This window comes from Bacteroides sp. AN502(2024), from assembly GCF_041227145.1.
In the GTDB taxonomy this organism is placed as follows: domain Bacteria; phylum Bacteroidota; class Bacteroidia; order Bacteroidales; family Bacteroidaceae; genus Bacteroides.
Genome location: NZ_JBGFSP010000003.1, coordinates 702,811 through 723,952 on the forward strand (window position 1 = coordinate 702,811; position 21,142 = coordinate 723,952).

The 21,142-nt window shown below is 45.7% G+C and carries 16 protein-coding genes and 1 riboswitch; of the genes, 7 read left to right on the forward strand and 9 right to left on the reverse strand.

Translation table 11 applies throughout. The features are described 5' to 3' along the window. Positions 1–9: 9 nt before the first annotated feature. From AB9N12_RS02790 to AB9N12_RS02815, 6 genes are read right to left on the reverse strand one after another with little or no spacing between them, the layout of a single operon-like run. Complete coding sequence (locus AB9N12_RS02790) at positions 10–984, reverse strand: hypothetical protein (RefSeq protein WP_369889496.1); 975 nt, start codon at positions 982–984, stop codon at positions 10–12. Positions 985–995: 11 nt separating this feature from the next. Further along, positions 996–2,114, reverse strand: a complete 1,119-nt coding sequence (locus AB9N12_RS02795) for a fimbrillin family protein (protein ID WP_369889498.1) — start codon at positions 2,112–2,114, stop codon at positions 996–998. A 1-nt stretch (position 2,115) separates the two neighbouring features. After that, positions 2,116–3,228, reverse strand: a complete 1,113-nt coding sequence (locus tag AB9N12_RS02800; RefSeq protein ID WP_369889500.1) for a fimbrillin family protein — start codon at positions 3,226–3,228, stop codon at positions 2,116–2,118. Between the two features lie 26 nt (positions 3,229–3,254). Next, positions 3,255–4,469 (reverse strand): fimbrillin family protein, encoded by a 1,215-nt coding sequence (locus AB9N12_RS02805; RefSeq protein WP_369889501.1) that lies wholly within the window; start codon positions 4,467–4,469, stop codon positions 3,255–3,257. 54 nt (positions 4,470–4,523) lie between these two features. Then, entirely contained in the window at positions 4,524–5,525 is a 1,002-nt protein-coding gene (locus tag AB9N12_RS02810; RefSeq protein ID WP_369889503.1) for a DUF5119 domain-containing protein, read from the reverse strand. After that, positions 5,522–6,799 carry a DUF3575 domain-containing protein gene (locus tag AB9N12_RS02815; protein ID WP_369889504.1) on the reverse strand — a complete coding sequence of 426 codons (1,278 nt, stop codon included), beginning with the start codon at positions 6,797–6,799 and terminating at the stop codon, positions 5,522–5,524. The genes AB9N12_RS02810 and AB9N12_RS02815 overlap by 4 nt, the downstream gene beginning before the upstream one ends. A gap of 514 nt (positions 6,800–7,313) precedes the next feature. Next, a riboswitch (cobalamin riboswitch) is annotated at positions 7,314–7,518 on the forward strand. 130 nt (positions 7,519–7,648) lie between these two features. Here AB9N12_RS02815 and accC point away from each other — a divergent pair. Genes accC through AB9N12_RS02830 form a run of 3 tightly spaced genes read left to right on the forward strand, consistent with a single transcriptional unit; the run spans position 7,649 to position 11,251 of the window. Next, entirely contained in the window at positions 7,649–9,163 is a 1,515-nt protein-coding gene (accC, locus tag AB9N12_RS02820) for an acetyl-CoA carboxylase biotin carboxylase subunit (RefSeq protein ID WP_369889505.1), read from the forward strand. Positions 9,164–9,185: 22 nt separating this feature from the next. Beyond that, complete coding sequence (locus tag AB9N12_RS02825; protein WP_369889507.1) at positions 9,186–9,698, forward strand: acetyl-CoA carboxylase biotin carboxyl carrier protein subunit; 513 nt, start codon at positions 9,186–9,188, stop codon at positions 9,696–9,698. A 17-nt stretch (positions 9,699–9,715) separates the two neighbouring features. Further along, entirely contained in the window at positions 9,716–11,251 is a 1,536-nt protein-coding gene (locus tag AB9N12_RS02830; protein ID WP_369889509.1) for an acyl-CoA carboxylase subunit beta, read from the forward strand. A gap of 331 nt (positions 11,252–11,582) precedes the next feature. On the opposite strand, the gene AB9N12_RS02835 is transcribed toward AB9N12_RS02830, so the two are convergent. Beyond that, positions 11,583–12,578, reverse strand: coding sequence for an N-acetylmuramoyl-L-alanine amidase (locus AB9N12_RS02835; protein WP_369889511.1), 996 nt, complete (start codon positions 12,576–12,578; stop codon positions 11,583–11,585). 129 nt (positions 12,579–12,707) lie between these two features. On the opposite strand from AB9N12_RS02835, the gene AB9N12_RS02840 reads away from it, so the two are divergent. Further along, on the forward strand, positions 12,708–13,988 hold the full coding sequence (locus tag AB9N12_RS02840; RefSeq protein WP_369889513.1) for an O-acetylhomoserine aminocarboxypropyltransferase/cysteine synthase family protein: 1,281 nt from the start codon (positions 12,708–12,710) through the stop codon (positions 13,986–13,988). 48 nt (positions 13,989–14,036) lie between these two features. Here AB9N12_RS02840 and AB9N12_RS02845 read toward each other — a convergent pair whose 3' ends face one another. Both AB9N12_RS02845 and AB9N12_RS02850 read right to left on the reverse strand, forming a co-directional pair. After that, on the reverse strand, positions 14,037–16,286 hold the full coding sequence (locus tag AB9N12_RS02845) for an anion permease (protein ID WP_369889515.1): 2,250 nt from the start codon (positions 16,284–16,286) through the stop codon (positions 14,037–14,039). 99 nt (positions 16,287–16,385) lie between these two features. Next, entirely contained in the window at positions 16,386–18,464 is a 2,079-nt protein-coding gene (locus AB9N12_RS02850) for an RNA degradosome polyphosphate kinase (protein ID WP_369889517.1), read from the reverse strand. A 55-nt stretch (positions 18,465–18,519) separates the two neighbouring features. Here AB9N12_RS02850 and AB9N12_RS02855 point away from each other — a divergent pair, with 55 nt between their 5' ends. The 3 genes from AB9N12_RS02855 to rfbB all read left to right on the forward strand — a co-directional run bounded on the left by AB9N12_RS02855 (position 18,520) and on the right by rfbB (position 21,141). Continuing rightward, positions 18,520–19,014, forward strand: a complete 495-nt coding sequence (locus tag AB9N12_RS02855) for a metallophosphoesterase (protein WP_369889519.1) — start codon at positions 18,520–18,522, stop codon at positions 19,012–19,014. Between the two features lie 99 nt (positions 19,015–19,113). Beyond that, complete coding sequence (gene rfbA, locus AB9N12_RS02860) at positions 19,114–19,983, forward strand: glucose-1-phosphate thymidylyltransferase RfbA (RefSeq protein ID WP_369889521.1); 870 nt, start codon at positions 19,114–19,116, stop codon at positions 19,981–19,983. Between the two features lie 21 nt (positions 19,984–20,004). Then, entirely contained in the window at positions 20,005–21,141 is a 1,137-nt protein-coding gene (rfbB, locus tag AB9N12_RS02865; protein ID WP_369889523.1) for a dTDP-glucose 4,6-dehydratase, read from the forward strand. Position 21,142 lies beyond the last annotated feature (1 nt).

Sequence of the window (21,142 nt, forward strand, 5' to 3'; positions counted from 1 at the left end):
ATTACAATTTTAGTCTAAATAAATATCTTCGTTTTGATTGCTCCACGAATTCAGCGTACCCACGCCATCAATCACATTGTGAGGTGTAAAATAGAGGGAAAACACAAAGCATTTTCCTTTTGCTTGACTCTCCTGAGTAACATTTGTAATTTTATCATCATGTTCTACGTCTATTAAATTCAAAGTCAATGGGATCGTTCTCTTTTCTACAACACCGCTTTTATTTTTAGTTTCTACCGTCACCTTATACTCCTTCTCCGGGCTGCAAAACACCGATCCGACCTCTTGAATTGATGTAGAAAGAAGTTTACTACTGTTCATCGCAGGTATAAGTTGTGGGCTTACATATTGACACGATCCATTTTTCAAATCGATCTGCACTTCAGAGTCGCTTGTTACATAAATTTGCTCTATCATCCCCCAGGCATCCACAGCATCGTGCGATGAGGCACAGATGTTTATCTTTATCCAAGTCAGCAAATGTTCATACTGCTGTGGCGGGAAATGCCGGTTCCAACTTCCTTCAATTTCCGAGGCGAACATCAAATCCTCCGCCCCGTTGATAGAGTGAGAAACGACCTTATTATCCGTTGTTTCCCAATTCAACTTAGGATATAATCCGATACAACAGACATTCGTATTATCGGTGGGATATTTGAGATTCTTATTGTCGTAAAACACATATTTCAATTGCGAACCGTCAAATTCCACCGTAGTATGAACCGGCAGATTGATCGAAGCATCCGGCTTGTTTTCATAATCACCATCATACTTTCGAAACCATACTGCCGCCTCGAAAGTTTTTCCCTCTTGAGGAAGATAAGGGACGGCTGTTACACCTGCACGACTGTTGATTTGAAGATCTCCCACGGTAACTCCCAATTGTATATTGCCGCTCAGATCAGCTTCGTCCGAAGCACTCTCCGAACATGCAGCCATCGTCAGAAAAACGAATCCAATATATACAAGACTTAACTTCTTCATAATCGATAAAATTAAGATGCATCAGAGTTTCCATCAGAAGTATTATTAGGGCTTAACACCCCATTACTGATACCTCCTAATTCCCAATCGTCCACTGATACAGTTACTACAATGTTATTACCCATTTTGAAATTCAGATTCAAGATAAATTGATAGTTCATCGTACTTCCCTCAAAACAGGTCGATTCACCTTTCTTTAAATCAACCGGCACTTCAACAGTGCGGTGCTCGGTTTCCACCAGCAATGTATATTCATTGGTTTTTACAACGTCCAGCTCTTCATGCTCGGTAGCAATCACCGGTGCGCAAAGCACGTATGCCACCTCCTCGAATTTGTCTTTGTACGGCAAGGGATAGCTTTCATTTTGAAACGCATTGTTTGTCCCGGTTTTATAGAAATCCAGGGTCACACCATCACCGGAAGAAAATGTAACGCAATTTTCCAAAGCGCCCGGATTGTAAACCGAACTGTACTCTTTACTCAAATCAATCGTCACCGTATTTCCATTGCTACTCTTCACTTTAAGGCTTTTGAGCTTTCCCCAGGCTTCCGAGACTATTTCACTATCGGCTTTCACCTTCACCCTTAACCAAGTGAGTAAATGTTTAAATTTGAACGTAGGCCATTTTTCTTTATCCACATTTCCGCCATATACCCCCTCTTCCTGAGGTGCAAACATCACATCTTCGGAGCCATTAAAAGTCTTACTTGCCGTTTCGCCTGCCGTAGCATTGTCGGTCCATCCGCCTTGGGGGTGCATTCCCACGAAATATACTGTTTTTGTTCCGCCAGCGTTATCTTTGGGATAGACAGCGGCATCCAGCAACTGTTCCGAACCGGCGGTGAATCTTGCCGTGGTATGTAAGGCAACAGTCCCGTTAGTCCCGTTCGCTCCATCCACATGCTCAAACTTTTTGGAAGTTGTCGATGCCCATACGGCCACTTCCAGCGGATTATCTTCATTGGGCTCTAACAAGGAAAAAGGTGCGCGGCTCAACAGGATGGTATTTTCCACTGTCGCACGCAAATAGATTCGTTGAGCCGAATCCGTACAGATATCCGCCTCTTCTTCCCGACAAGAGAAGAGGAAAATACTTAACCCACAGATGGCATAAAACATCTTTCTCATCTTATTCCACATCTATATTATGTTCATACCCCAATTTCCAGTCCTCTTCCACTTCCACATTGAAGTAGATTTCTTCTTGATTATCACCGTAACTGATAACGTAGGTGTATTTCTTACCCGCTTCCCATTTCCATTCTTTTCCTTCACTATTACTGAAAGTAAATGTTTTCTCAATAGCGGTTTCCGTTAGATTCGTCTTATCAGCTGCACGGGTAGCAGACAAAGTAAGCCTTACTCCATTTAAATCCTGAGGCATCACGATGAACCAATCTGACAAATTCGTATTATAGTTTATATCATTGGGGATTCTTTTTTCGATTAGTGCCGTATATTCTCCGGCACCGCCCGTGTACTTCCACTTGCCGTTTGGCTCCGGCTTTGTAGAGAATGTGCCGTTCAAATGTATATCACTGAATTTAATATTATGAACCGTCATTCGGTAAGAGCCGCCCTTCAATTTAAAATTGATTAATGCAAAAGGGTGTTTAAACCGCAATGTCAGAGGATCATATTGTTTCGTTTCAGAGTTATACTGTCCCTGTTTCGTTTTTCCTGATTCGTATGCGTAAATAAATTCTTGAATTTCGGTGGCATCACTGGCAGAACCAGGCAAAGCACACTCAAACTGTCCCCCATTCTCTTTGGAGTAATCAAGCACCTTGACATGAGTCTTTTTTGACATATCATCATCGTTGTTATTATAAGGCATGAAAGCAAAGAAATTCAGTTTCTCTGAATTAGGCCAATAGTAAGTTATCGGTCTTTCATTACCATCCAACATCATCCACTCACTATTATCCGAATCGTCCGGGTCGTCAAAATACCACGTTCTCACACCATCTATATATTTGGTGGCAGTAGCGTCCACGTAGGCATAAAGCGTGAAGTTACCTCTTCCTTTTTCCACATTCTTCAAGTCACCTTTTTCCTCAAATAAGGTGGCACGAGACTGCACCATCGGCGTCCACTCCGGCAAGGATAAGGTTATCTCCGTGTCAGACAACAATGGGAAGACATCAGGTTCCTCCTGCTTGGAGCAGGAGGAAGCCGACACCCCAAGCAGGGCGGAGATGCAGAGCATGTCAATCAGCCATCTGTATCTATGTCTTATCATACATCAGTTTATGTTTCATACTGTCTCTACTTATTCATATCGATTGGGGTATCGTTGCCTTTTACAAACTCGTCAACCTTCACTTCATATTCAATCTTGACAAGTACAGGATCGGGATCAGGATCATCGGGATCGGGATCGAGACCGCCGTTGCCTTTGTCGAACGTAAGGGTATAGATGTATTTCTTACCCTGTTCCCAAGTGAAAGAAGCGGGAATGGCAGCCCAGCGAGTTGTGACAGTTCCGTCATCTGCCGTATTACCATAGAGTAGAACATCAGTGTTTTGCTTGCCAGTGGTCAGGTCAGCGACATTCCAAATTGCCATTTTCACGAGGATGAACGTACCATCATTGATCTTGGCTGCATATCTGTCACTTTGGATGCCTTCTAGCTTGGATGTACCTGACCAAGCTGTCGTTGTTGTTGTAGGAAGCATCAAGAGCGCTTTGCCGAAGTCGGAAGCTGCTGTATGGGCTTCTTGGTCCGTCAGATTGGTAACTGTACTTCCGTCTGAAGAATACGCAATCTCCTTTGTGTTAAAAGAAACCTTGAACACTTCAGCACCTTCAGCAGAGCCCCATGTGCCTTGAGATGCCAAGGTTCCCCCGGGATTCGGGATAGCATGTGCTATGTTGCCGGTTGTGCTGTTTTCAGGAAGCGCGAAAACTGCAGCATTATGCAGGTTGCCGACAGCCACTCCGTCAACCTCGATGTGCAGAGTTTGATTCTTGCTCTTGGCCTTGAACACGATTTGCGAAAGGGCATGACGGAAGTTGAGGTTAACAGGCGACGATGCGGTTGTTGCAGGCTTTGTCTGGCCGGTGGCCACTGCGTAAAGGAGGTCTTGCTGAGCACTTACTTCGGAAGCCACCGTAAATTTGGAAAGCGCACGGGTTTCGGCATTCAAAGTACCGCCATTAACTACAGCGTAGAAGTCAAGCGTCCCCGTGTTGGGCCAGTAGCGGGTGCCGGTCACGTCGCTCCAAGCGCCGTTTTCGTCCTTGATTCGGTCGCCTGCGATGTAGGGCTGAGTTGATCCGTTGTCCGTAAGATTTGCCCACACCATGAATTCACTAGGCTTGTTGTTGTTGCAGAACACATTCGCTGCGCGTGAAATCGCGCCGGTATTCACCTGATACTTGATGGCGTTGCCATCCGAGAGCTGTACCATCTCGTCGTTGGAGCATGACACCAACGCAACGAGTGCTGGGAAAGCCATAACGAAAAGCTTCTTTTTCATAACCTTAATAATTTAGTTTAAAATAATTTAATGATACTATTTGTCTTATTGATTTTACATCTTTATTTCTTCTTCCACCACAAGCCAGTCATCCACGTCGACATCGTACCCACTACCGTTGGTGATAGGCTGAGGAAGATCCATATTGTCGATGATTATATGCACGTTTCTTTGGTCGGGCGCTTTCTGCACCTGTTCGGTCACATTCCAAGTATAATAATACTTCTTGTCATCGTTCATCCACACGTACAACGTGAACGTCGTAGTCTTGTTATGCTTCCGACAGTGACCGTAGGTGTAAAAATCGCCTGTTATCATATCCCGTCCCGATGAAGAGGCACTGAACGGGACTGTCACCCCCTTGTGCTCGAAATCCTTCCGACCGGGATAAATACCATAGTTGAGACCGCTGAGCGAACCGCTCATCTGGTCGACATACTTAAGGTTCTTGACATTACGGATTTCAAAAGTATAATGGCAAGTCATCATGACCGGATAGAGCGTGACGATAGTCGGCGACCGGTGCTGCACCACATCGTCCTCGGGGGTCTCTTCCTCAAACGACACACCGTTTTCATCGACGACAAGTGACATGACACGCCCGCCAACCATCTCACCCGGGCTGATGCACACCAGCTCGTCCTCTACTGCGTTTGGTGCCGGCATAGCTGCATTGCCATATACGGGCTCGAATATATGCCCCTGACGGGTGTAGTGGAAATGGGTGTCAAATTCCTCCATTCCGTAGCAAAGATCCACGTCGGAATCATTATTGTGGAAGATGACACGGTACTCACCGACCGGAAGCTCTATCTTACCGCCATCAAGCCCTTGGAAATCGAAGCGCCTGTACGTGGATCCGTCCATCGGATAGAACATGACAGTCATGCCCTTAGGGGATGCATCGGGAGCATTCCGCCAGTCGAACGCCACTCGGATGGTCTTCATGTGTGGATGCTGGTAGCACAAGTCCTTATGCCCACAAGAAGAGAAAAGTACGCTCAGCGTCATCAGGTACAGTGCGGCTAAACCGGCATAAATCACTTTTGTGTTCATCGCCTGCCTCCTTCCTCCTTATTGTAGTTACCACGCCCAATGAGCCAGACGAGCGACACCTCAGCCTTTGTCGGGCCGAACCAATGGCGTTGCTTGGTGCACTGCCACACGTAGCAACCGTCCACGGGCTTATACTCGTGGTAGATTCCGCCCCAATAGCCCATGCCGATAGTGAAGTCGATGTTAAGTCTCCGGGTAATGGGGAGCGAGTATCCATATTCCACACCTGCGGCGTAGTTCATCTTATCCCAAAGTGTGCCACCAGGCTTACCTCCCATGTAGCCACGTCCTCCCGTTTCGAAGTCATAGGTGAATATCTGCCCGTAAACACCGAGGTGATGCCCGGTAAGCGGCTTCTCCTTGGCCGCTCTGCCGAACCATTTGCGCATGGCGATGTCACCTCCGTAAGCACGCCAGTACCAATGATGACGGTCTGTCTTCCACCAGCCGTACATCCAGTTAGCAACAACAGACCAGCTCTTACCGAGATAGAGCTCCACCCCAATGTTGGGCACGGTCAACAAATCATAGAGCATGTTCGTCCGCACATCCATGTAAAAAGGTTTTTCGGGACACGGCACGTTTATGTAAATCGTGTCATGGATGAATACGGTATCTATCGATGGAACGGGGATTTCCATCTTGGGCTTCGGCATCGGAGCCACCGGGTTCCATGTCTTCTTGTACCACAGGTATAACTGTGAGGCACGAAGTTCGGGAAAAAGGTTTTTGTACATATAATAATAAGGCACGCCACCGCGCAGCCGCTGGATGCGTCTCAAGTGGTCACCTTTTGTGGGAGCGTTTCCCTGCGCCTCGTCCGCAATCTCACGCAGCAGAGCCAATGTCTCCTTTCTGTAAGGAACATTCGGGTCATTCTTCACCAGACGGATAAGACCGTTCCAGTCACGCCCAAGAAAGTTGGTGGTCTTCAGTGAGTCGGGCAGCGATCCATAGCGTGAAAGGTAATCGAACAACACGCCCGCACGTTTCTCGGAAAGCCATTTGTTGAATTTGATACTCCCCTCGGGAGATGCACCGCCCACAATAAGAATCTTTTGCAACCGGTAAACGGAGTCGGCATAGGTTATGCGCAGGCTATCCGCTATTCTGTCTAATGCAGTTTGGTTGTTGTTCAGGGAAGGGACAAAGTCTATCTTCCCTTGCCGGAAATATATCTTCACAGAATCCCGCACTTCATGCACGGTCTGTGCCGACAGGTAGCCGCCATAGAATATCAATATTAGAAGAAGTAGTTTTCTTATCATGTTCATGTGCCATCTTTAAGTTCGTCTCCTTGCAAGAGATGAACCAACTCCTTGCAAGAGATGTAATTAGCATGTATTCTGCTGATTATTAGCGGAGTAATATGTCATTTAGATCGTTTTTCGCTAAACATTATAGCTTTCTTGTAGCAGAGATGTTAAAAAACACAATGAAAGCCCTTTATTTTTCCATAATTTATTATAACTTTGCACACGTTAATCCATCTCTTGCAAGGAGATAGAGCATTCTACTCAACAAACTACATCCCCATCAGTTCCCCATTATTCCTTACAATCCTTAAGGATCAGTCTGCTCGTCCCGGCTATCACGGAAGCGTTGAGGGGGATAAAGATCCAAGAAGAGTGCAATTGAAAAACGATCCGATACACTACTTACCGATTTCATTGATATTCTAAAAGAATAAATAATCATAGTGTATAAAAACAAAAAATGGTATCAATAAGCATTGCACAAAATTGTAACTTTCGTGCAAAAAAGAGACGTTTTATTTAATATTTCTTTATCTTTGCCCTCCGAAATGGTTCAGAATCCGTATCCAACGGACAACGATTAATAGGGAATCGGGTGTAAATCCCAGACAGTCCCGCTGCTGTGAAGCTCTGTTCAATGTCTTATTAATGAACCAATTTAACGCCACTGATGTTAATCGGGAAGGCAAATAAGACAAGAGTCAGTCAGAAGACCTGCCATTTTGCGTAAGACGCTCTCCTCCTCGTGGGTTAGGAGAAAGAGTATCACTTGTTAAGCCCCAAATCAAAAAATACTGTTTTTCGTCGGGTGGAGTATGTCCATTAGACGGGAAGACATGAATATGTATGTACTTAATTTAGAAAAGTATGATAAAAAAAATCTTAGTAGCCAATCGCGGTGAAATTGCCGTAAGGGTGATGCGCTCCTGCCGAGAGATGGAGATAACAAGTATCGCTATCTTTTCCGAAGCAGACCGGACCGCGAAGCACGTGCTTTACGCAGATGAAGCTTATTGCATAGGGCCGGCAGCATCCAAAGAGAGTTATCTGAATATAGAAAAAATCATCGAAGTGGCGAAAGCAGCTCATGCAGACGCCATCCATCCGGGTTACGGCTTCTTGTCGGAGAATGCTACCTTCGCCCGTCGATGTCAGGAGGAAGGAATCATCTTTATCGGACCCAATCCGGAAACAATGGAAGCCATGGGAGATAAAATTGCTGCTCGTATCAAAATGATTGAGGCGGGAGTACCGGTCGTTCCCGGCACGCAAGACAATTTGAAAAGTGTGGAAGAAGCCATAGAGCTTTGCAATAAAATCGGATATCCGGTGATGCTGAAAGCTTCTATGGGCGGTGGTGGAAAGGGAATGCGCCTCATCCACTGTGCCGAAGAAGTGGAAGAGGCTTATACCACTGCCAAGAGCGAATCATTGTCTTCTTTTGGCGATGACACGGTTTATCTGGAGAAATTCGTTGAAGAGCCTCATCACATCGAGTTCCAGATTCTTGGTGACAAACATGGAAACGTCATTCATCTGTGCGAACGCGAATGTTCCGTACAACGCCGTAACCAGAAAATCGTAGAGGAGACTCCTTCGGTTTTCGTCACTCCCGAACTGCGGAAAGACATGGGTGAAAAGGCGGTAGCTGCGGCTAAAGCGGTGAACTATATCGGTGCAGGTACCATCGAATTCCTTGTTGACAAACACCGCAACTATTATTTCCTTGAGATGAACACCCGTTTGCAGGTGGAGCATCCGATTACGGAAGAAGTGATTGGAGTAGATTTGGTGAAAGAGCAGATTAAAGTTGCCGACGGACAGGTGCTCCAACTCAAGCAAGAAAATATCCGGCAACGCGGACATGCCATTGAATGTCGTATTTGTGCCGAAGATACAGAAATGAATTTCATGCCGAGCCCCGGTATCATCAAACAGATTACAGAACCGAACAGTATCGGGGTACGTATCGACAGTTATGTGTACGAGGGATATGAAATTCCCATCTACTACGATCCGATGATCGGTAAACTGATTGTATGGGCTACCAACCGCGAATATGCTATCGAGCGGATGCGCCGTGTGCTCCACGAATATAAGTTGACCGGTGTGAAAAACAACATCAGCTATCTGCGTGCCATCATGGACACTCCCGATTTCGTGGAAGGCCATTATGACACAGGATTCATCGCCAAGAACAGCAAACTTCTGCAACAACGTATTACGCGCACCAGCGAACGTTCCGAAAATATTGCCCTGATCGCTGCTTATATAGACTATTTAATGAATCTCGAAGAAAATAACAGCGGTGTGGCTACCGACAATCGTCCTATCAGCAAATGGAAAGAGTTCGGATTGCACAAGGGAGTATTGAGAATCTAATTTTAACAAAAAGAATTCAATTATGGAAATTCATATAGGAAACCGTGTAGCCGAAGTAGAGTTAGTCAGCAAGGAAGATAACAAGGTGGTGCTTACCATTGACGGAAAAACATTTGAAGCAGACGTAGTGATGGCGGAAAACGGCACTTGTAATATCTTGATGGACGGACGTAGTTCGAACGCACAGCTGATTCGCCGTGATAACGGGAAAAGCTATAAAGTAAATACGCATTATAGCAGTTTCAATGTAGAAATTGTGGACAGCCAGGCGAAATATCTGCGGATGCGCAAGCAAGGGGAAGAGGAACAGAACGACTGCATCACTTCTCCGATGCCGGGCAAGGTAGTGAAAATACCTGTTGTAGCCGGTCAGGAAATGAAAGCGGGAGATACCGCCATCGTTATCGAAGCAATGAAGATGCAGAGCAACTACAAAGTGACTTCGGATTGCCGCATCAAAGAAATTCTGGTTCAAGAAGGTGATAACATAACCGGTGAACAGACATTAATAACATTAGAACCGATTGCACAATAATAAGAACGGATTGCATTATGGAAGAAATGAATAAAGCATACGCCACGTTCGAGGAACGTGACCGCATCGCTTCTCTTGGTGGAGGCGCTGATAAAATAGAGAAGCAACATGAAAACGGTAAAATGACTGCCCGCGAACGTATCGAGATGCTGCTCGACAAGGGTACTTTCGTTGAACTGGATAAGTTGATGGTTCACCGTTGTACAAACTATGGCATGGATAAGAACAAAATTCCGGGAGATGGTATCGTGTCCGGTTACGGAAAGATAGACGGTCGACAGGTGTTTGTTTACGCTTATGATTTTACAGTATATGGCGGCTCACTGTCAGCCTCCAATGCTAAAAAGATTGTGAAAGTACAACAACTTGCATTGAAGAACGGTGCCCCGATTATCGCTTTGAATGATTCGGGCGGTGCACGTATTCAGGAAGGAATCGAGAGCCTTTCCGGTTATGCTGATATTTTCTATCAGAACACAATGGCCAGTGGTGTGATTCCACAGATTTCAGCAATCTTGGGCCCTTGCGCCGGAGGTGCCTGCTACTCACCTGCCCTGACCGACTTCATCCTTATGGTGAAAGAAAAAAGTCATATGTTTGTGACGGGCCCGGATGTTGTAAAAGCGGTGATCCATGAGGAAGTAAGCAAAGAAGAACTTGGCGGAGCAATGACACATAGCAGCAAGAGCGGCGTGACTCACTTTATGTGCAACTCCGAAGAAGAATTGCTGATGAGTATCCGTGAACTGCTCTCTTTCCTGCCGCAGAATAATATGGATGAGACCAAGAAACTACCTTGTACCGACGAAACCAATCGCGAAGATGCTTCTCTGGATACGATTATTCCGGCAGACCCGAACGTACCGTATGACATGAAAGACATTATCGAACGCGTTATAGACAACGGTTATTTCTTCGAAGTGATGCCCCACTTTGCTAAAAATATCATCATCGGCTTTGCCCGCATGGCAGGTCGCTCGGTAGGTATTGTAGCCAATCAGCCGGCTTATCTTGCCGGTGTGCTCGATATTGATGCCAGCGACAAAGCAAGCCGTTTTATCCGTTTCTGCGATTGCTTCAATATCCCATTGATTACCTTTGAAGATGTTCCGGGATTCCTTCCGGGATACACGCAGGAAAACAATGGTATCATCCGTCACGGTGCAAAAATAGTTTATGCGTTTGCAGAAGCTACTGTTCCCAAACTGACTGTGATTACCCGCAAAGCTTACGGTGGTGCCTATATCGTAATGAACTCCAAGCAGACCGGAGCTGACGTGAACTTCGCTTACCCCAGTGCGGAAATTGCAGTAATGGGTGCAGACGGTGCCATCAATATCCTGTTCCGCAAAGCTGACGAAGCTACAAAGAGCAAGGAATTGGAAGCTTACAAAGCAAAGTTTGCGACTCCGTATCAGGCTGCCGAGCTGGGATATATTGACGAAATCATTTATCCGAGACAGACTCGCAAACGTCTCATCCAAGCACTGGAAATGACGGAAAACAAGATGCAGACAAACCCACCCAAGAAGCACGGTAATATGCCTTTATAACAACTAGATAAGGTGCCCAAAGCATCACTCACCAAACGAGCTTGCAGAGATTCTATGATACACTTTAGAAGATTTTGTAAGCTCGTTTTTTATCGGTAAGCCTGCCGTTTTATATGTAACAAAAAAACGGTACCCCGATTCACATCGCAGCACCGTCACAACACAAACACAAAATAAAACACGACAAAACTACTATGCAATCTTCCTGTCATGCCGGGGAAGCATCTTTACTGACTTACATATATTCGCATACCTATAAGCAGCTATCAGGAGATTCGCATATATAAAACATTCAGTTTCTGATTTTGTTCACGAAAAAGAAGCAAAAATATCATTTTTTCTCCTTATAATCTTTCAGGAAGCCTTCCATCATCCATTTGGCGAGTGCCTGACGATTGGATTTCATCACCAACCGGCGCTGATCGAACGTATTCTGGATATTCCCCAACTCCACAAAAACGGAAGCGGGAGTGGTATGAGAAAGTACGTATAAGTTACGCCCGCTCACTGTGCCGGAAAAACCCCGGTTAGGTTGATGCTTATCATACTTTGACTCAAACGTGTCTTTCATGTGATTCGCCAACCGTTTGCTGTCTCCCTTTTTATTCGAATAATAGAAAAAGACATCCGTTCGTTTTCCTTTACTACGGCTATCGATATGAATAAAAATCGCCCTGCAATAAGAGTAGTTCTTACGGTCTTTCCTGTAAAAGGCATTTATTTTATCGCAACGTTGCTGTAAACGTTGCACCTGTTTCAAAGGAATCGGGTCGCCCATACAAGTCTCCCGTTTACTGTTTGACAGGTATGAGTCATCACGGATACCATCTTTAGCATCTTGAATGATTATACGGACTTCGGCCCCTTCCTGCATCAGGTTACGTGCCAGACGGAGAGCAATATCATAAGCGTATTCATCTTCGTGTAATTCGTGTGTACCACTTTTCCCGATAGCACCCGGATCAGGACCTCCATGTCCGCTGACCACATAGAAGCAAGCACCGGCAAGACGGCTGGAAGTGACTTTCACATCAGCCAGTTGCTTTCCAAACAGAGGCTCATTGAGGGCAGTTCCCTTTTTCGTTGATTTAGCTTTCGGAGGAGGGATCACATACGTCACGCCCACTTTAAGCACATTGTTCTTTCCCAGTTTCTGTTTATTCAGCTCAATAAAATCATCGTAATACTTCCTCGGAGAACGGTTGTGCCTCCACAGAAAAGAAGAGATGCCTTCACCCGCCTTCGGAGTTGCCTTCTGCTGTGCCCAAAGAGTCGTGCCCGAAAAAAGAAAAGTTAAGAATAAAAGAATATAGAGTTTATTTTTCATAACTACATGTATCTATCTCCCCGCAAGAGTATCATTTCACTCATAAACAGGGCAAAAATACAATTATTTTCCCTACTTTTGCAGCATTAAAATATTTTTTGAAATAAAACATTAAAACCCGATAACATTATGGCAAAACAATTCAAACCGGAAACTCTGTGTGTACAGGCAGGATGGACGCCTAAAAAAGGCGAACCACGCGTATTACCCATCTATCAAAGTACAACTTTCAAATACGACACCAGCGAGCAGATGGCCCGGCTGTTCGACCTGGAAGACAGTGGTTACTTTTATACCCGCCTGCAAAATCCAACGAATGACGCTGTTGCCGCCAAAATTGCCGCTCTTGAAGGCGGTGTAGCCGCTATGTTGACTTCCAGCGGTCAGGCTGCCAACTTCTATGCCATTTTTAATATCTGTCAGGCAGGAGATCATTTTGTCTGCTCTTCCGCTATTTACGGAGGTACGTTCAACCTGTTTGGCGTGACCATGAAGAAGCTAGGTATCGATGTGACTTTCGTTCATCCGGATGCCAGCGAAGAAGAGATCTCTGCAGCTTTCAAACCGAATACAAAAGCTTTATTCGGTGAAACGATTTCCAACCCTTCTCTTGAAGTACTGGATATTGAGAAGTTCGCACGCATCGCACACAGTCACGGAGTTCCCTTGATTGTTGACAACACTTTCCCGACTCCGATCAACTGCCGCCCGTTTGAATGGGGAGCTGACATCGTGGTGCATTCCACCACCAAATATATGGATGGACATGCCACAAGTGTAGGTGGCTGTATCGTAGACAGCGGCAATTTTGACTGGGATGCTCATGCTGAAAAATTCCCGGGACTTTGTACTCCGGACGAGTCATACCACGGACTGGCTTATACGAAAGCATTCGGCAAAGGTGCTTATATCACCAAAGCAACCGCCCAACTGATGCGTGACCTCGGTAGCATCCCTAGTCCGCAAAATTCTTTCTTATTGAATCTGGGACTTGAAACGTTACACCTGCGTATGCCTCAACACTGCCGTAACGCACAGAAAGTAGCCGAATATCTTTCTAAAAATGAGAAAGTTGCCTGGATAAACTATTGCGGATTGCCGGATAACAAATATTACAGCCTCGCACAGAAATATATGCCGAACGGTTCCTGCGGAGTAATCTCCTTCGGACTGAAGGGCGGACGTGACGTATCTATCAAGTTTATGGATTCATTGGAGTTTATCGCTATCGTTACTCACGTGGCGGATGCACGCAGTTGCGTCCTCCATCCGGCAAGCCATACTCACCGCCAGTTGACAGATGAGCAACTGATAGAAGCAGGTGTACGCCCGGACTTGATCCGCCTATCGGTAGGCATCGAAAATGCAGATGATATTATTGCTGATATCGAACAAGCACTGAACGCATAAGGATACTGTAAAGGAAAATTAAAGGTAGGTGAACCTTGCTTTTCGTTCTTACGGCATTTCAGTTTCCATCTGGAATTTACGGCTTACTTTCATCAAATTGATGGTATAAGTGACTACGTTCTGTGCTTCCTGAATCATTGTGAGATACACCATGCTTACCCGGATGCTTCCTGACTGGCTTTGAATACGTTGCAGTTCCTTACGTTTCAATAGTGAAAGCTGTTCGTTGAGGTCATTGGCACGACGGATTTCTCCTTCTATGTCATTGTACTCATTGCTTTCCATTTTCTTACGACACTGATGAATCAGATAGGTGATATCTTCGGTCACATCGCTGAATTCGCCTTTCTGAATGGCATCCAATGGGTTGAAATTGTTGTCGGTATGTTCGAAGCAAGGTTCGCAGAGTCGGGAAATACTGTAGACCAATTCGCTGGCGAAGTCGTTGCCTTGATAGTAATAAAGTCCTTTTTCGAGTACGGTGTTATTGTCAAGACGACACATGGCGACAGTGCCCGAACGTTTCATCTGTTTAATGAGCTGTTTCTCAAATTTAGTAGCCCCCATGGCACGACGTAACCCTCTCAGATTTTCATGCAGAAATGAAGTGACAGTCAGTTCGAAATTTGTCTCTGCATATTCCAATACTTTAGAAAGTTCTTCGCGGGTGTGCTTACGCATCAGTTGGAGGGCTTCTGTGCTGTCTGTGGTTTGCATCAGTTGTTTCAGCGTTTCGTCACCTTGTTCTTTCGCTTTGCGTTTCTTGTACATCACCTGACTACGAATCAAGATGAATACAGCTATACCGATGAGGACGATGATTGAGATGCTGCCTCCATAATGGAGTACGAGAGCTACGAAAAAACAGATGGTGAAGGCGGCTCCAGCGGTGATGAACCAACCTCCAATGACGCTTAATACACCGGTAATGCGGTAAACGGCTGAGTCACGTCCCCAGGCGCGGTCGGCCAAGGAGGTACCCATAGCTACCATGAAAGTTACGTAGGTGGTGGAAAGAGGAAGTTTTAGGGAAGTTCCCAAGGCGATAAGCAGACCAGCCAACACGAGATTGACAGAAGCGCGAACAAGGTCAAAAGCAGCCCCGTCGGCAATGATTGCTTCGTCTTTGCGAAAGCGGGAGTCAAGCCATTTTTTGCTGCCATCCGTCATTATTCGGGAGATTCCGTTGGCAAGTGCCATACTGATTCGAACTACTGTGCGGGCGATCGGGGTACTTCCGAATGCCTCTTCTCCTTCATCCTGGCGGGAAAGGTCGACGGATGTTTTTATTACAGCGTGTGCTTTTTTAGAAGCGCAGAGGGCGTAAACCATGATGGCTCCGGCTCCGATAAGAAAATACCACGGGGTTTTGGCGGGTCCCAGCAAGGAAGTCATCAGGAATCCGTTCGGATTTCCTGCTCCGTTGGCGGTATAGTCCATGAAAGAGGAGAAACCTGCGAGGGGAACACCGATAAAGTTGACAAGGTCGTTACCGGCAAAAGCAAGGGCAAGGGCGAAGGTTCCCATCAGCACAACGACTTTGAAAACATTGATTTTCAGCCAGTGAAGGATTTGCATCAGTACGGTGAAGAATACAAAGGAAACGGTGATGAGCATCAGTGTGTTATCTTGTATCCAGTGTTTGTTTTCGAGAGTCATGAAGGAGCTGTCTTTCAGTCCTTTGATAAGCATAAAATAGATGATGGCAGTCGTAGCTATCCCTCCAAAGAGGGCGATGCTATATTTCATTTTTTTCGTATAGTTGAAGGTGAAGATCACACGGGCAAGCCATTGTACCAGTATTCCAAAGAAGAAGGCGATAGCGACGGAGACGAAAATCGCCATGATGACGGAGAGGGCTTTATCGGTGTTGACGAGGTCTCCCAAAGTTAGGGTGTCGCTATTGTGTACTTTGATGAGAGAGAGGGCGAATGTTCCTCCGAGTAGTTCAAAGACCAATGATACGGTGGTGGAGGTGGGCATCCCCATGGAATTAAAGACGTCCAGCAGTACTACGTCAGTCAGCATGACAGCCAGCAGAATACACATGATTTCGGCAAAGTAGAAGTGTTCAGGCTGATAGATGCCATGCCGGGCAATGTCCATCATACCGTTGGACAGGGAAGCACCCATGAATATTCCAATTCCGGCTATGAAAAGGATGGTTTTAAACGAAGCAGCCTTGGCACCTACCGCTGAGTTTAAAAAGTTAACTGCGTCGTTACTGACTCCCACTATCAGATCGAAGATAGCCAAGACGAAAAGGAAAATGATAATGCACAAGTAAATAGTCTCCATAATAAATATATGTGTACGTTGTTTCCGACTGCAAAGGACGGAATTTGATGTTGCAGGGAGGTGTCGTACATATTACATTTATATTACAATGGGATCTGTTTAACTACTTTTGTTCAACCAGTCGTAGAAGGTGTATTGGGCTCGGACAGCGAGGGTACCGGGCGTTCTTTTCTTGAATATGTTTCGCAGGTTACCGTCTACCCAACAGGCTTTCTGGTTGTCGGAGAGTTGGATATTGAGCATTTCGATAAGGCTGTCACGCAGATCTGAAGCAAGAACAGGAGTGACGGCCTCGATGCGACGGTAGAGGTTACGGCGCATCCAGTCGGGAGAACCCATGAAGACTTTGGGTTTGCCATCGTTGCCGAAGTACCAGATACGAGCGTGTTCGAGGAAGCTGTCTACAATACGGGTAACACGGATGTTACGGCTGTATGGCTGTCCGGGGATGAGGCAACAGATTCCACGGACGATAAGGTCGATTTGCACGCCATGTTCGGAGGCTTCGTAGAGACGGTCGATCATAGCGGAGTCTTGGAGAGCGTTCATTTTTAGGATGATGCGTCCTTGTTTGCCTGCGTCGGCGAGGGAGATTTCACGATCGATCAGGCGGTTCAGCTCGGGGATGAGGTTGAAACGGGCTACAAGAAGGGTGGTGAACTTCGAGTCTTCTTTGCCTTGCAGGGTGCGGAAAAGGTTATAGAGGTCGGTCACTATCTTCGGACGACAGGTGAAGAGCCCACAATCTGCATAGAGGGTAGCGGTCTTCTCATTAAAGTTGCCGGTACTAATATAGGCGTAGCTGGGTATTTTTTCACCGTTCAGTCCGCGGCGGCGAATAAGGGCTACTTTGGCGTGTACTTTCAGACCGGGTATGCTGTATATTATTTTAATGCCGGCGGCTTGCATCATTTCGGCCGTGGCAAGGTTGTTTTCTTCATCAAAACGGGCTTTCAGTTCCACGAATACGGTGACTTTCTTTCCGTTTTGGGCAGCGGCTATCAGAGTGTTGATGACGGCGGAGTTTTCGGCTACGCGGTATTGGGTCACCATAATTTCACGAGTTTCCGAATTGTGTACGGCTTCATATAGGAAATGGATGAAATGCTCGAAAGAGTGATAAGGGTAATACAATAACAGGTCCTTCTTGGCGACGTAGTTGAAGATGGACTCTTTTTCATCAAGAATGGTCAACTTCATGGGCTTCGGCTTTTCGATGCTGTAAAGAGATTTGTTCGGGTTGGGAAGATGACGCAGGTCTTCGAGATTCAAGTGCTTGTCACCGGGAACAAGCTCATCACGCTGAATATGGAAAGCATCTACCAGAAAATCCAGAAAGTCATGAGGCATACCACGGTCGTAGACGAAACGGCAGACATCACCGATCTTGCGTTTCTTCACTTTCTTCTTGAGTTGGGCTACCAAGTCGGCACTGCTGGTGGTGTCGTCAATCAGTATGTCAGCATCACGGGAGATTTTGATGCAATAGCTGGAATCAACGTCGTACCCGGGGAAAATCAGGTTGAGGTTTGCCTTGATAATATCTTCGGTAAACATCAGGTAATGGTTTTTCTCACGAGGGGGAAGTTCGATGAAGCGAGGTACTTTGGCGTATGGTTGCTTCATCACGAAGTAAAGGGGCTGCCGGGATTCTGTTAGATTTGTATCTGCTATTTCTCTCTTCGGATAGACTCGTATTGCTAAGTAAAGACGATTATCCCGCAGGAAGGAAACTATTTTATCTTTGAATACAGGCACGGGTTGCAGGTAGGGAAAAATCTCTTCTCGAAAAAAGTCTTTAATAAACTGCTGGTGGAAGGGTTCTACATGGCTGTCCTGATAAAAGATGATGTGATTCTTGCGCAGGGCAGGTAATAGCTTCTCTTCATAAATACGCACACGGTCATCCAGCTGGCGGGTAACTTCTTTATTGATTTCTTCTACTAGCTTGCGGGCGGATTGTACAGTCTCTTCATCACTTTCCGTAGCACCGGAGGCAACAGCTTTATGGTCGGCTACACGAATTTTATAGAACTCTTCGAGGTTGGAAGAGTAGATAGAGATGAAGTTAATACGTTCGTAGAGCGGCAAACGCTCATCCAGAGCCTCCAACAATACGCGATAATTGAATGAGAGCCAACTGATATCTCGCTTGAAATAATTATATTTGCTTTCCATGTACTCTAAGATTTTTCCAAATATAGTATCTTTGTGGGATTAAACAAAGAAATTTATGACAAGAATTGGATTATTATCTGATACTCACGCTTACTGGGACGAGAAATATCTGGAATATTTTGAACCGTGTGACGAAATCTGGCATGCCGGAGACATCGGTTCGCTGGAGGTAGCGGAAAAGTTTACCGCCTTCCGTCCATTCCGGGCGGTATATGGAAATATTGACGGACAGGAAATCAGAAAGCTGTATCCGCAAATAAACCGTTTCACGGTGGATGGTGCAGAAGTGCTGATTAAACATATCGGCGGTTATCCGGGAAAGTACGATCCTTCCATCATCGGCAGTCTGATGACACGTCCGCCCAAACTTTTTATCAGCGGACATTCTCATATACTAAAGGTGAAATATGATAAAACCCTGGATATGCTACATATTAATCCCGGAGCTGCCGGCATGTACGGGTTTCATAAGGTACGGACTTTGGTGCGTTTTGTTATCAATCAGGGAACCTTTCAGGACTTGGAAGTCATTGAACTGGCGGACAAATAAAATAAATGTTTCTGCCCAATTGAAAAATTATTTTAAAATTTTGCCACATCGGAATTCTTTCCGACCTTTGCACACAGTTAATGAATAACTCAGACGAACATGAAAGGAATTATTCTAGCCGGTGGTAGTGCCACCCGACTTTATCCGCTCTCCAAAGCGATTTCTAAACAAATCATGCCTGTGTATGACAAGCCGATGATTTATTATCCGCTGTCAACACTCATGTTGGCAGGAATACGCGAAGTGTTGATTATTTCAACGCCACGCGACTTGCCGATGTTCCGCGACTTGCTGGGCACAGGTGAAGAACTGGGTATGTCTTTCTCCTATAAAATACAGGAACAACCTAACGGACTGGCACAGGCTTTCGTATTGGGAGCCGATTTCCTGAACGGTGAACCAGGCTGTCTGATTCTTGGGGATAATATGTTTTACGGACAAGGCTTCTCCGCCATGCTCCGCCGGGCCGCCCACATAGAAAAAGGCGCCTGCATCTTCGGTTACTACGTAAAAAACCCACGCGCTTATGGTGTAGTGGAATTTGACAAACAGGGAAAGGTAATCTCACTGGAAGAAAAGCCGGAAGTGCCGAAAAGTAATTATGCCGTCCCCGGACTTTATTTCTACGATGCCAGTGTAACGAAAAAAGCAGCGACCCTTCGTCCTTCAGCACGTGGAGAATATGAGATAACAGACTTGAATCGTTTGTATCTGGAAGAAGGCACATTAAAAGTAGAACTTTTCGGACGCGGATTTGCATGGCTCGACACAGGCAACTGCAACAGTCTGCTGGAAGCTTCCAATTTCGTGGCTACTATTCAGAACCGGCAAGGTTTTTACGTCAGCTGTATTGAAGAGATCGCTTGGCGTCAGGGATGGATTCCGACGGAACAGTTACTTCTACTGGGTCAACAACTCGAAAAAACCGAGTATGGAAAGTACCTCATCGAATTGGCTAAACAATCCTAAAATCAACATAAAGAATAAAATATGAAAACTTATCTAGTGACCGGTGCCGCAGGATTTATCGGGGCAAATTACATCAAGTACATCTTGGCCAAACATAACGACATCAAAGTCGTGATATTGGACGCTTTGACGTATGCAGGTAACTTAGGAACGATTGCCAAAGACATCGACAACGAACGCTGTGTCTTTATCAAAGGAGACATTTGCAACCGCGATGTGGTAGACGGTCTTTTTGCTGAGTATCGTTTTGATTATGTAGTGAATTTCGCTGCCGAGAGCCACGTCGACCGCAGCATTGAAAACCCACAACTGTTTCTGATTACCAACATTCTCGGAACACAGAACTTACTGGATTGTGCACGCCGTGCATGGGTGATGGGGAAAGACGAACAAGGATATCCGACCTGGAGAAAAGGCGTACGTTACCATCAGGTATCTACCGATGAGGTGTATGGTTCACTAGGAGCCGAAGGGTATTTCACTGAAACAACCCCGCTTTGTCCACACAGCCCGTACAGCGCTTCTAAGACAAGTGCAGACATGGTGGTAATGGCTTACCACGACACTTATAAAATGCCGGTAACGATTACCCGTTGCTCCAACAACTACGGTCCGTACCATTTCCCGGAAAAATTAATTCCGTTGATTATCAAAAATATCCTCGAAGGAAAACATCTTCCCGTCTACGGTGACGGTAGCAATGTGCGCGACTGGCTGTATGTGGAAGACCACTGCAAAGCAATCGACCTCGTTGTGCGTAAAGGTCAAGACGGAGAAGTGTACAACGTTGGCGGACACAATGAGAAAACAAACCTCGAAATCGTGAAACTAACCATTTCGACTATCCACCGCCTGATGACAGAAAACCCTGCCTATCGTCAGGTTCTCAAAAAGAAAGTAAAAGACAAAAACGGAGATATTTCAATCGACTGGATCAACGAAGATCTGATTACTTTCGTTAAAGACCGTCTGGGACACGACCAACGTTATGCTATCGATCCTACCAAGATAACAAATGCTTTAGGATGGTATCCCGAAACAAAATTCGAAGTCGGTATCGTGAAAACAATCGAATGGTATTTAGCCAACCAAGCTTGGGTGGAAGAAGTTACCAGCGGAGATTATCAGGGTTATTACGAAAAGATGTACGGAAAATGAT

Coding starts and splice junctions, on each gene's coding strand:
- AB9N12_RS02790 (WP_369889496.1), bottom strand. CDS start 984: ATGAAGAAGTTAAGTCTTGTATATATTGGATTCGTTTTTCTGACGATG.
- AB9N12_RS02795 (WP_369889498.1), bottom strand. CDS start 2,114: ATGAGAAAGATGTTTTATGCCATCTGTGGGTTAAGTATTTTCCTCTTC.
- AB9N12_RS02800 (WP_369889500.1), bottom strand. CDS start 3,228: ATGATAAGACATAGATACAGATGGCTGATTGACATGCTCTGCATCTCC.
- AB9N12_RS02805 (WP_369889501.1), bottom strand. CDS start 4,469: ATGAAAAAGAAGCTTTTCGTTATGGCTTTCCCAGCACTCGTTGCGTTG.
- AB9N12_RS02810 (WP_369889503.1), bottom strand. CDS start 5,525: ATGAACACAAAAGTGATTTATGCCGGTTTAGCCGCACTGTACCTGATG.
- AB9N12_RS02815 (WP_369889504.1), bottom strand. CDS start 6,799: ATGAACATGATAAGAAAACTACTTCTTCTAATATTGATATTCTATGGC.
- accC (WP_369889505.1), top strand. CDS start 7,649: ATGATAAAAAAAATCTTAGTAGCCAATCGCGGTGAAATTGCCGTAAGG.
- AB9N12_RS02825 (WP_369889507.1), top strand. CDS start 9,186: ATGGAAATTCATATAGGAAACCGTGTAGCCGAAGTAGAGTTAGTCAGC.
- AB9N12_RS02830 (WP_369889509.1), top strand. CDS start 9,716: ATGGAAGAAATGAATAAAGCATACGCCACGTTCGAGGAACGTGACCGC.
- AB9N12_RS02835 (WP_369889511.1), bottom strand. CDS start 12,578: ATGAAAAATAAACTCTATATTCTTTTATTCTTAACTTTTCTTTTTTCG.
- AB9N12_RS02840 (WP_369889513.1), top strand. CDS start 12,708: ATGGCAAAACAATTCAAACCGGAAACTCTGTGTGTACAGGCAGGATGG.
- AB9N12_RS02845 (WP_369889515.1), bottom strand. CDS start 16,286: ATGGAGACTATTTACTTGTGCATTATCATTTTCCTTTTCGTCTTGGCT.
- AB9N12_RS02850 (WP_369889517.1), bottom strand. CDS start 18,464: ATGGAAAGCAAATATAATTATTTCAAGCGAGATATCAGTTGGCTCTCA.
- AB9N12_RS02855 (WP_369889519.1), top strand. CDS start 18,520: ATGACAAGAATTGGATTATTATCTGATACTCACGCTTACTGGGACGAG.
- rfbA (WP_369889521.1), top strand. CDS start 19,114: ATGAAAGGAATTATTCTAGCCGGTGGTAGTGCCACCCGACTTTATCCG.
- rfbB (WP_369889523.1), top strand. CDS start 20,005: ATGAAAACTTATCTAGTGACCGGTGCCGCAGGATTTATCGGGGCAAAT.